The sequence below is a fragment of the Streptomyces mobaraensis genome (genome assembly GCF_020099395.1).
Taxonomy (GTDB): Bacteria; Actinomycetota; Actinomycetes; order Streptomycetales; family Streptomycetaceae; genus Streptomyces.
Genome location: NZ_CP083590.1, coordinates 6868816 through 6881231 on the forward strand (window position 1 = coordinate 6868816; position 12416 = coordinate 6881231).

Annotated in this window: 2 protein-coding genes; both read left to right on the top strand. The window is 77.0% G+C overall.

What is annotated here, in order from left to right:
* Positions 1 to 26: 26 nt before the first annotated feature.
* Positions 27 to 6545 carry a type I polyketide synthase gene (locus K7I03_RS30485; protein WP_224347292.1) on the top strand — a complete coding sequence of 2173 codons (6519 nt, stop codon included), beginning with the start codon at positions 27 to 29 and terminating at the stop codon, positions 6543 to 6545.
* 23 nt (positions 6546 to 6568) lie between these two features.
* A complete protein-coding gene (locus tag K7I03_RS30490) occupies positions 6569 to 12379 on the top strand; it encodes a type I polyketide synthase (protein ID WP_224347293.1) in 5811 nt (1936 codons plus the stop codon).
* Positions 12380 to 12416 lie beyond the last annotated feature (37 nt).

The following is a 12416-nucleotide window of genomic DNA, read 5'->3' on the forward strand; positions in this document are numbered from 1 at the left end:
CACACCCCCCGAGGAGCTGGCTCGAAGTGAGCAACGAAGAGAAGCTGCGCGAACACCTGCGGTGGGCGACCGCCGAGCTCAAGGAGTCCCGCCGCCGCGTCAAGGAGCTGGAGGACGGTGGCCACGAGCCCATCGCCGTCGTCGGCATGAGCTGCCGGCTGCCCGGCGGCGTCAACTCGCCCGAGGACCTGTGGCAGTTGGTGGTCAAGGGCGGTGACGCCATCGGCGCGCCGCCCGCCGACCGCGGCTGGCGGATCGACGACCTCTACGACCCCGACCCCGAGTCGGGCCGCCCCGGCACCACCTACGTCCGCGAGGGCGGGTTCATCGACGGCGCCGACGGCTTCGACCCGGCCTTCTTCGGCATCAGCCCGCGCGAGGCCGTCGCCATGGACCCGCAGCAGCGGCTGCTGCTGGAAGCCGCCTGGGAAGCCGTCGAACGCGCCGGGGTGGACCCGCGCCGCCTGCGCGGCGAACGCGTCGGCGTCTACGCCGGGCTCATGTACCACGAGTACGGCAACCGCGGCATCGAGGTGCCCGAGGCCGTCGCCGGGTTCCTCGGCAGCGGCACGTCCGGCAGCGTCGCCTCCGGCCGGATCGCCTACACCTTCGGCTTCGAGGGCCCGGCCGTCACCGTCGACACGGCCTGCTCCTCGTCGCTCGTCACCCTCCACCTCGCCGCGCAGGCGCTGCGCCGCGGCGACTGCACGCTCGCCCTGGCCGGCGGCGTCACGGTGATGGTCACCCCCAGCACCTTCGTCGAGTTCAGCCGGCAGCGCGGGCTGGCCCCCGACGGCCGGTGCAAGTCCTTCGCGGCCGGCGCCGACGGCACCGCGTGGGGCGAGGGCGTCGCCATGCTGCTGGTCGAACGGCTGTCGGACGCCCGCCGCAACGGCCACCCCGTCCTCGCCGTCCTGCGCGGCTCCGCCGTCAACCAGGACGGCGCCAGCAGCGCCCTCGCCGCCCCCAACGGCCCGGCCCAGCAGCGCGTCATCCGCCGCGCCCTGGAGGACGCCGGACTCACCGCCGCCGACGTGGACGCCGTGGAGGCGCACGGGACGGGCACCAGGCTCGGCGACCCGATCGAGGCCCAGGCGCTGCTCGCCACGTACGGCAAGGGCCGCCCGGCGGACCGGCCGCTGTGGCTGGGCTCGCTGAAGTCCAACATCGGCCACACGCAGGCCGCCGCCGGGGCCGCCGGAGTCATCAAGACCGTCATGGCCCTGCGCAACGGCGTGCTGCCGCAGACCCTGCACGCCGAGGAGCGGACGCCGCACGTCGACTGGTCCTCCGGCGCCGTCGAACTGCTCACCGAGCGCCGCGACTGGCCCGAGACCGGCCGCCCGCGCCGGGCCGGCGTCTCCTCCTTCGGCGTCAGCGGCACCAACGCCCATGTCATCCTGGAACAGGCCCCCGAGGACGAGCCCGTCACCGCTCCCGAGAGCAGCGGCACGGACGTCCTGCCCTGGGTGGTCTCCGCCCGCACCCCCGACGCCCTCCGGGCGCAGGCCGCGCGGCTCGCCGACGCCGTCGAGGACGCCGACGCGGCGCGGGTGGGCTGGTCGCTGGCCTCGGGGCGGTCCTCGTTCGAGCACCGGGCGGTGGTGATCGGCGACGGCCGGGACGAACTGCTCGATGGCATACGGGCGTTGGCCGCCGGTGAGCCCGCCCCGGGTGTGGTGAGCGGGGTGGCCTCGGGCGAGGCCGACGGCCCGGTGTTCGTGTTCCCGGGGCAGGGGTCGCAGTGGGCCGGGATGGCCGTTCCGCTGCTGGACCGCAGTGAGGTGTTCGCGGGCCGGATCGCCGAGTGCGAGCGGGCGCTGGAGCCGTTCGTCGACTGGTCGCTCACGGATGTGCTCCGGCAGACGCCGGGGGCTCCGGGACTGGAGCGCGTCGACGTCGTCCAGCCGGTGCTGTGGGCGGTGATGGTGTCGCTGGCCGCGCTGTGGCGGTCGGCGGGTGTCGAGCCCGTCGCCGTGGTCGGGCATTCGCAGGGGGAGATCGCCGCCGCCTGCGTCGCGGGCGGCCTGTCGCTGGAGGACGGTGCCCGCGTCGTCGCGCTGCGTTCCCGGGCGTTGCTGGAGATCGCGGGGGAGGGCGGCATGGTGTCCGTCGCCCTGCCCGCCGCCGACACCGAGGCGCTGCTGGCGGCGTGGGACGGACGCATATCCGTCGCCGCCCTCAACGGCCCCCGCTCCACCGTCGTCTGCGGGGACGCGGGCGCGCTGGACGAGCTCCTCGCCCGCTGTGAGGCGCAGGACGTCCGCGCCCGCCGCGTGCCGGTGGACTACGCCTCGCACTCCGCCCACGTGGAGCGCATCCGGGACCGTATCCACAGCGAACTCGCCGGCATCCGGCCCCGCTCCGGCTCGGTCCCTTTCCATTCCACGCTCACCGGTGAGGTCTTCGACACGACCGGTCTCGACGCGGACTACTGGTACCGCAACCTGCGCAACACCGTCCGCTTCCAGTCCGTCGTCGACGGCCTGCTGACCGCCGGCCACCGGGCGTTCGTCGAGTGCAGCGCCCATCCCGTCCTGACCGTGGGGGTGGAGGAGACCGCGCAGGAGGCGGACGTACCGGCCGTGGTCGTCGGCTCGTTGCGCCGCGACGAGGGCGACCGGCGTCGCTTCCTGACCTCCCTGGCCGAGGCGTACGTCCAGGGTGTGGCCGTCGACTGGACCACCGTCTTCCCGGCCGGCGCCCGCCACCGCGTCGACCTCCCCACCTACGCCTTCCAGCGCGAGCGCTACTGGCTGGAGGGCGACGCCGCCGGCGGCGACGTCACCGCCGTCGGCCTGCGCGCCACCGGGCACCCGCTGCTGGGCGCGGCCGTGCCGGTGGCCGGCGGGGACGGGCTGCTGCTCACCGGGCGGGTGTCCCTCGACACCCACCCCTGGCTCGCCGACCACGCCGTCTGGGGCACCACCCTCGTCCCCGGCGCGGCCCTCGCCGAACTCGCCGTCCAGGCAGGGGATCTGGCGGGCCATGGCACGCTGGAGGAGCTGACGCTCCAGGCGCCGCTCGTCCTGCCCGAGCGCGGCGGCATCCACGCCCAGCTGTCCGTCGGCGCCGCCGACGAGGACGGCCGGCGGCCGCTCGCCCTGCACTCCCGCCCCGAGGACGCCGCCCCTGACGCCGCCTGGACCGCCCACGCCACCGGCTTCCTGGCCCCGGACACCGCCCCCGCCCCGACGTGGGACCTGGCCGCGTGGCCGCCCCCGGGCGCCACCCCCGTCCCCGTCGACGCGCTGTACGAGCGCCTGGCCGACGACGGCCTCGGCTATGGTCCGGCCTTCCAGGGGCTGCACGCCCTCTGGGGACGCGGCGACGACCTCTACGCCGAGGTCCGGCTGCCCCGCGAACAGCACGACGGCGCCGCCGCGTTCGCCCTTCACCCGGCCCTCCTCGACGCGGCCCTGCACCCCGCCGCCGCCCGCTCCACGGGCGACGTCCGGCTGCCGTTCGCCTGGACCGGTGTCACCGTGCACGCCACCGGCGCCACCGCCCTCCGCGTCCACCTCGCGCCCGCCGGCGACGACGGCCTGACGCTCCGCGCGGCCGACGGCTCCGGCGCGCCCGTCGTCACCGTCGCGTCCCTGGTCAGCCGGAGCGTCACCCGGGACCAGCTGGAGTCCGCCCGCACCGCCCGGCACCACGACTCCCTCTTCCACGTCGAGTGGAACGAAATACCCGCCGGCGAAGGCGAATCGGACTGGGCGGTACTGGGCGAGGACGTCCTCGGGCTGGCCGACGGGCGGCCCGGCGTGTCCGTCCACGCGGACCTCGCCGCGCTCGCCGCCGCCCCGGCCGTCCCCGGCACCGTCGTCGTCCCCTGCCGCTTCGACACCGCCGGCCTCCCCGCCGACGAGGCCGCCACGGCGGTGACGCACCGGCTCCTGGCCCTGCTGCGGGACTGGCTGAACGAGGAGCGCTGCGCCTCGTCGCGGCTGGTCCTCGCCACCTCCGGCGCCGTCCCGGCCGCCCCCGGGGAGACCGTCCACGACCTCGCGCACGCGGCCGTCTGGGGCATGGTCCGCTCGGCGCGCACCGAGCACCCGGGCCGGTTCGCGCTGCTGGACGTCGACGGGCTGCCCGGCTCGCGGGACGCCCTGCCCGCCGCGCTCGCCTCCGAGGAACCCGAAGCCGCCCTCCGCAACGGGAAGTTGCTGATCCCGAGGCTCGCCCGGGCCGCCGCCGGACGGTCGTTGGAGCCGCCGCACGACGGGTCCGGCTGGCGGCTCGACGTCACCAGCAAGGGCACCCTGGAGAACCTCGCCCTCGTCCCCGCCCCCGAGGCGGCCGGGCCGCCCGGGCCGGGGCAGGTGCGGATCGCCGTGCGCGCCGCCGGCATGAACTTCCGCGACGTCGTCCTCGGGCTCGGCATGGTCGACCAGGACGTCATGGGTGGCGAGGCCGCCGGCGTCGTCCTGGAGACCGGCCCCGACGTCACCGAATTCGCGCCCGGCGACCGGGTGTTCGGCATGGTGCCCGGCGCGTTCGGGCCGCACGCCGTCGTCGACCGGCGGCTGCTGGCCCGGATGCCCGACGGCTGGACGTACACCGAGGCCGCCACCGTCCCCATCGCGTTCCTCACCGCCTGGTACGGGCTGGTCGACCTGGCTGCCGTCCGCCCTGGCGAGACCCTGCTGGTGCACGCCGCCACCGGCGGCGTCGGGATCGCCGCCCTCCAGATCGCCCGCCACCTCGGCGCCGAGGTGTACGCCACCGCGAGCCCCGCCAAGTGGGACACGCTGCGCGCCCTCGGCGTACCCGAGGAGCGCATTGCGTCCTCCCGCGACCTGGACTTCGAGGCCGCCTTCCGGACGGCGACCGGCGGGCGCGGCGTGGACGTCGTCCTCAACTCCCTCGCCCACGAGTACGTCGACGCCTCCCTGCGACTCCTCGCCCCCGGTGGCCGGTTCGTCGAGATGGGCAAGACCGACATCCGCGACGCGGCGACCGAGGAGGCCGCCCACCCGGGCACCACCTACCGGTACTTCGACCTCATCGACGCCGGGCACGAGCGCATCGGCGCGATGATGGGCGAACTGATGGAGCTCTTCGGGCGGGGCGTGCTCCGGCCGCTCCCGGCGGCCACCTGGGACGTCCGCCGCGCCCCCGAGGCGTTCCGCTTCATGAGCCGGGCCCGGCACACCGGCAAGGTCGTCCTCACCATGCCGGACGCCCTCGACCCCGCCGGCACCGTCCTGATCACCGGCGGCACGGGCGTCCTCGGCGGGCTCGTCGCCCGCGACCTCGCCGCCCGGCACGGCGTACGGCACCTGCTGCTGCTCGGGCGGCGGGGCGCCGACGCTCCCGGAGTCGCGGAACTCGTCCAAGAACTGCACGGGTTGGGCGCGGAGGCGACCGTCGCCGCCTGCGACGCCGCCGACCGGGACGCCCTGGCCGCAGTCCTTGCCGCGATCCCCGCCGACCGCCCGCTCACCGGCGTCGTCCATGCCGCCGGCGTGCTCGACGACGCCGTCGTCACCGCCCTCACCCCCGCGCAGGTCGACGCCGTCCTCCGCCCCAAGGTCCGGGCCGCCTGGAACCTCCATGAGCTCACCCGCGACACCCCGCTCGGCGCGTTCGTCCTGTTCTCCTCGGCCGCCGCCACCCTCGGCGGCCCCGGCCAGGGCAACTACGCCGCCGCCAACGCGTTCCTCGACGCGCTCGCCCGGCGGCGGCGGGCCGACGGCCTGCCCGGCCTGGCGGTCGCCTGGGGCCTGTGGGAGACCGCCAGTGGCATGACCGGCCACCTGGACGCCGCCGACCACACCCGGATGCGGCGCTCCGGCGTCGCCCCGCTCACCGACGCGGAGGGGCTCGACCTGTTCGCCGCCGCCCTCGCCGGGGACCGGCCGCTGCCCGTCGCCCTGCGGCTCGACACCGCGGCCCTGCGCGCCTCCGCCGGGCCCGGGGGCGTCCCGCCGCTGCTCCGCGCCCTGGCCGGCGGTCCCGCCCGGCGGACCGCCGAAGCGGGGGCGGGGGAGGGGCGGGACGCCCTCCGGGCGCGGCTGGCCGCCCTGCCCGCCGCCGAACGCGACGGCGCCCTGCTGGACCTGGTCCGCGGCCACGCGGCGACCGTCCTCGGCCACGCCTCGGGCGGGGACGTGGACGACCGGCAGCCGTTCAAGGCACTCGGCTTCGACTCGCTCACCTCCGTCGAGCTGCGCAACCGCCTGAACGCCGCCACCGGCCTGCGGCTCCCGGCCACCCTCGTCTTCGACCACCCGACCCCCGCCGACCTCGCCGCCCACCTGCGGACCCTGCTGCTGCCCGACGGCGGCGACGCTCCGGACGGCGCGGCCGGCCCGGGCGGCACGGCTGACGGGACCGACGTACGGGCGCTGCTCGCCGGCATCCCGGTCGCCCGCCTCCGGGCGGCCGGACTCCTCGACCCGCTCCTCCGACTCGCGGCCGAAACAGGTGAGTTGTCGCCGGACGGCGGCGGCCCGGAGGACACCGGCACCGAATCGATCGACACCATGGACGCCGAAAGCCTGGTGGACATGGCCCTGGACATGACGGACATCCGATAGCGCCCGGACGGCGGAGAACCACGATGGCTGCAACGTACGAGAAGGTCCTGGAAGCGCTGCGCGCGTCCGTCAAGGAAGCGACCCGGCTCAAGCAGGAGAACCAGCGGCTCGCCGACGCCGCCCGCGAACCCGTCGCGATCGTCGGCATGGCCTGCCGCTTCCCCGGGGACGTACGCTCCCCCGAGGACTTCTGGCGGCTCCTCGCCGACGGCACCGACGCCGTCGGCCCGTTCCCCGAGGACCGCGGCTGGGACACCGACGAGCTGTACGACCCCGACCCCGACCGGGTCGGCAAGAGCTATGTGCGGCACGGCGCGTTCGTGCGCGGCGCGGACCGGTTCGACGCCGCGTTCTTCGGCATCAGCCCGCGCGAGGCCGTCGCCATGGACCCCCAGCAGCGGCTGCTGCTGGAGACCGCCTGGGAGGCGTTCGAACGGGCCGGCATCGACCCGGAGTCCGTCCGCGGCAGCCGCACCGGCGTCTTCGTCGGCACCGCCCCGCTCGGCTACGCCACCGGCGCCCGGCAGGGCTCCGACGGCGCCGAGGGCTACCTGCTGACCGGCACCACCGTCAGCGTCGCCTCCGGCCGGCTCGCCTACGTCCTCGGCCTGGAGGGCCCGGCCGTCACCGTCGACACGGCCTGCTCGTCGTCGCTGGTCGCCCTGCACCTGGCCTGCCAGTCGCTGCGGCGCGGCGAGTCCACGCTCGCGCTGGCCGGCGGGATGGCCGTGATGGCCGAGCCGCGCATGTTCGTCGAGTTCAGCCGGCAGCGCGGGCTCGCCCCCGACGGCCGGTGCAAGGCGTTCGCCGCCGGCGCCGACGGCACCGCCTGGGGCGAGGGCGGCGGCGTCCTGCTGCTCGAACGCCTCTCCGACGCCCGCCGCAACGGGCACCCCGTCCTCGCCGTCGTCCGCGGCTCCGCCGTCAACCAGGACGGCGCCTCCAACGGGCTCACCGCCCCCAGCGGCCCCTCCCAGCAGCGCGTCGTCCGCGAGGCCCTCGCCGACGCCGGGCTCACCCTTGACCAGGTCGACGCCGTCGAGGCGCACGGCACCGGCACCTCCCTCGGCGACCCCATCGAGGCGCAGGCGCTGCTCGCCACCTACGGTCAAGGTCGGCCCGCCGACCGGCCGTTGTGGCTGGGGTCCGTGAAGTCCAACATCGGCCACACCCAGCTCGCCGCCGGTGTCGCGGGCGTCATCAAGACCGTGCTCGCCATGCGCCACGGCACCCTCCCGCGCACCCTGCACGTCGACGAGCCCACCCCGCACGTCGACTGGTCCTCCGGCGCCGTCTCGCTGCTCACCGAACCGGTCGCCTGGCCGGAGACCGGACGCCCGCGGCGGGCCGCCGTCTCGTCGTTCGGCATCAGCGGGACCAACGCGCACGTCATCCTCGAAGAAGGCGAGACCCCGGCCGTCTCCGAAGAACTGCCGGACGGCGACGGCCCGTTGCTGTGGGCCGTGTCCGCCCGGAGCCCCGAGGCGCTGAGCGCCCAGGCCGCCCGGCTCGGCGACGCCGTCCGCAGCCACCCCGAGTGGCGCCCCGGCGACCTCGCCCGCGTCCTCGTCCGCTCCCGCGCCGCCCTGGAGCACCGCGCCACCGTCACCGGCACCACCCGCGACGACCTGCTCGCCGGCCTCGACGCGCTGCGCGACGGCGCGTCCGTGCCGCGACTCGTCCACGACACCGTCCGGCGCGCCGCCAAGACCGCGTTCCTCTTCACCGGCCAGGGCGCCCAGCGCGCCGGCGCCGGCGCGGAGCTGTACGCCGGCCACCCGGCTTTCGCCCGCGCCCTCGACGACGTGTGCGAGGCCCTGGGCGACGGCCTCGGCGCCGAGACCCGCGCCCTCGTCCTCGGCACCGGCGACCCCGCCCTCCTCCGGGGCACCCTGCACGCCCAGACCACGCTGTTCGCCCTGGAGACCGCCCTCTTCCGGCTCCTGGAGTCGTGGGAGCTGCGCCCGGACGCCGTCCTCGGCCACTCCATCGGCGAGCTGGCCGCCGCGCACGCCGCCGGGGTGTTCTCCCTGGAGGACGCGGCCGCCGTCGTCGCGGCCCGTGGCCGTCTCATGGCCCAACTCCCGCCCGGCGGCGCCATGATGGCCGTCCAGGCGGACGAGGAGGAAGTGCTGCCGCTGCTGGCCGACCGCGCCCACCTCGCGGCCGTCGCCGCCGTCAACGGGCCCCGCGCCGTCGTCGTCTCCGGTGACGAGGACACCGTCCGCGAGATCGCCGGACGCTTCGCCGCCGACGGCCGCCGCACCAAGCGCCTCGACGTCAGCCACGCCTTCCACTCCCCGCGCATGGACGGCATGCTGGACGACTTCCGCGCCGTCCTCGACCGCGTCACCCTCCACGCGCCCGCCCTCCCGGTCGTCTCCGACCTCACCGGCCGGACCCTCACCGCCGACGAGGCCCGCGACCCCGGCCACTGGGTGCGACACGTCCGCGCGACCATCCGGTTCCGGGACGGCGTCCGCCGGCTCCTCGCCCAGGGCGTGCGCACCTGCCTCGAACTCGGGCCCGCCGGCGTGCTGTCCGCCCTCGCCCAGGACACCGCCGCCGACGACGGCGCCGACCTCACCGCCGTCCCCCTGTTGCGCAAGGACCGGCCCGAGCCCGACACCGTCCGTACGGCCTTCGCCCACGCCTGGGCGCGCGGCGCCCGCACCGGCCTCGCCGCCGCCCTGCCCGCCGGACCCACCCCGCACCTGGACCTGCCCACCTACGCCTTCCAGGGCGAACGCCACTGGCTGCGGCCCGCCGACACCGGCGACGGCACGGCGGGACCCGCCGCGCTCGGCCTCGACCCCACCGGATATCCGCTGCTCACCGCCGCCGTACGGCCGGCCGACGACGACCGGCTCGTCCTCACCGGCCGGATCTCCACCCGCAGCCACCCCTGGATCGCCGACCACGTCGTCCTCGGCACGGTCATCGTCCCCGGCACCGCCTACCTCGACCTCGCCCTCGACGCCGCCCGCCGCGTCGGCTGCGGCACGGTCGAGGAACTCAACCAGGAGGCGCCGCTGATCCTCACCGGCTCCCGCCCGGCCGACGTCCAGCTCACCGTCGGCGCCCCCGACGCCGACGGCCGGCGCGCCGTCGCCGTCCACTCGCGGCCCGACGACACTGCCGAGTGGACCCGGCACGCCCACGGCACCCTCGCCCCTGACGCTGTGGCGCCCGCCCGCGCCCTGGCCGGCGACTGGCTCCCGGCCGCCGCCGTCCCCGTCGACCTCGCCGACTTCTACCCGTCGGTCGTCGCCGACGGCTTCGCCTACGGGCCCACCTTCCGCGGCCTGACGGCGCTCTGGCGGTCCGGCGACGAGGTCTTCGGCGAGGTGACCCTCCCCGAGGCGGCCCGTTCCGACGCGGCCGGCTACGGAGTGCACCCCGCGCTGCTGGACGCGGCCCTGCACGCCGGGCTCGTCGGCAACACCGGCGACACCGTCCGGCTGCCCTTCTGCTGGAACCGCGTCGGCCTGCACACCACCGGCGCCACCGCGCTCCGCGTCCACCTCGCCCCCGCCGGTCCCGACGCCATGCGGCTCACCGTCGCCGACGCCGACGGCACCCCCGTCCTCACCGCCGACTCCCTCCAGGCCCGCCCGGTCTCCCTCGGCCAACTCCGCGCCGCCCGCCGGGACGACGCCCTCCACGAGGTCCGCTGGACCACCGCCCCGGGCGCCGAGCCCGAGGCCCGGACCCGCACCTGGGCGCTGCTCGGCGACGGCGTGCCGGGCCTCGCCGAGGTCCTGCCCGCCGGCGACCGGCTCGTCGAGTACGTCGCTGGCGCCGGCGCGCCCGATGTGGCGCCGGCTGCTCCGGTGCCAGGGCGGCCGGTGGGGGGCGCTGCCGCCGGGGCCCTGTCCGCCGATGACCGGCCCGTCGCGGGTCCCGCCGACGACGGAGTGTCCGGCCTGGCGCCAAGGCGGCCGGCGGGGGACGCTGCCGCCGAGGCTCTGTCCGCCGGTGACCGACTCGTCGCGGATGCCGCCGACGCCGGCGCGTCCGCCCCGGCGCCCGGGTGGCAGGTGGGGGACGCCGCCGAGGCCCTGCCCGCCGACGGCCGGCCCGTCGCGCATACCGCCGACCCCGGTGTGCCCGACGTCGCGCTGGTCGCCCCGGCGCCCGGCCGGCCGGTCCGCGAGACCGTAGCCGAGACCCTGGCCCTGCTCCAGCGGTGGCTCGCCGACGAGCGCACCACGTCGTCCGTGCTCGCCGTCCTCACCCGCGGCGCCGTGGCCGCCGGACCCGGCGACACCGTCCCGCACCCCGAACTGGCCGCCGTATGGGGCCTGGTGGGTGCCGCGCAGGCCGAGAACCCGGGCCGGTTCGTCCTGGCCGACCTCCCGCCGGACACCGACGCGACACCGGAGCTGCTGACGGCGCTCCTCTCAGGTGAGCCTCAACTCGTCCTGCGCGAAGGCGCCGTACGCGTCCCCCGGCTGGCACCGGCCCGGCTCCCGGCGGACGCCGAGACCGCGCCGCCCGTACTCGACCCCGACGGCACCGTCCTCGTCACCGGCGGCACCGGCGCCCTGGGCGCGCTCATCACCCGGCACCTGGTCGAACGGCACGGTGCCCGAAGCCTGTTGCTGCTCGGACGGCGCGGGCCGGACGCCGACGGCGTCAAGGACCTGGTGGCCGAACTGGAAGCGCTCGGCGCCCGGGTGGACGTCCGGGCCTGCGACGTGTCCGACCGCACGGCCCTGGCCGCCGCGCTCGCCGCCGTGCCCGCCGACCGTCCGCTGACCGCCGTCGTGCACGCGGCCGGCGTGGTCGACGACGCCGTCGTCCCCGCCCTCACCGCCGAGCGCGCCGCCGCCGTCCTCGCCCCCAAGGCCGACGCCGCCCACCACCTGCACGAGCTCACCCGCGGCCGGCCGCTCGCCGCGTTCGTGCTGTTCTCCTCCGCCACCGCCACCCTCGGCGGCGCCGGGCAGGGGAGTTACGCGGCGGCCAACGCGTACCTCGACGCCCTCGCCGCGCACCGGGCCGCCGCCGGGCTGCCCGCCCTCTCCCTGGCCTGGGGGCCCTGGGAGGGCACCGGCGGCATGGCCGACGCCCTCGACGAGGCGGGCCGGCGGCGGATGCGCCGCTCCGGCGTCCTGCCGCTCTCCGCCGACGAGGGACTGGCCCTCTTCGACTCCGCCCTCGCCGGGGACCGCCCGATGCTGCTGCCCGTCCGGCTGGAGACCGCCGCCCTGCGCGCCGCCTCCGACCGACTGCCGCCCCTCTTCCACGGCCTCGTCCCGCCGCCCGTCCAGGCGGCCGGGAGCGCCGGGCCGGACGCCGCCGGGGACCTGCGGCAGCGCCTCGCCGGGCTCGACGCCGCCGGCCGCGACCGGGTCCTGCTCGACCTCGTCCGCACCCAGGCCGCCCAGGTGCTCGGCCACGCCGGCGCCGCCGCGGTCGCACCCGACCAGCCGTTCGAGGAGCTGGGCTTCGACTCGCTGACCGCCGTCGAACTCCGCAACCGGCTCACCGCCGCCACCGGCACCCGGCTCTCCGCCACCCTCGTCTTCGACTACCCGACGGCCGCCGCCCTGGCCCGGCACCTCCGCGAGGCGCTGCCCGCCGAGGGCGCGCCCGCCGCCCGGTCCGTCCTCGACGAACTCGACCGGCTGGAGACCGCCTTGGCCGCGCTGCCGCCGGGCGACCCGGACCGGGTCCGCGTCGCCACCCGGCTGCGGGCCGTCGCCGCCCGCTGGGACGACGACCGGCCCGCCCCGGCCGACGACGAACCGGCGGCCGTCACCGACCTCGCCGCCGCCGACGACGACGAGGTCTTCGACTACATCGAGAAGGAACTCGGAATCTCCTGACCGCTCGGAAACCGTGCCGTCGAAGTCGAACCGTGAA

Excerpts from the sequence above, each read along its gene's own strand:
- K7I03_RS30490 (WP_224347293.1), top strand. The coding sequence starts at position 6,569 with ATGGCTGCAACGTACGAGAAGGTCCTGGAAGCGCTGCGCGCGTCCGTC.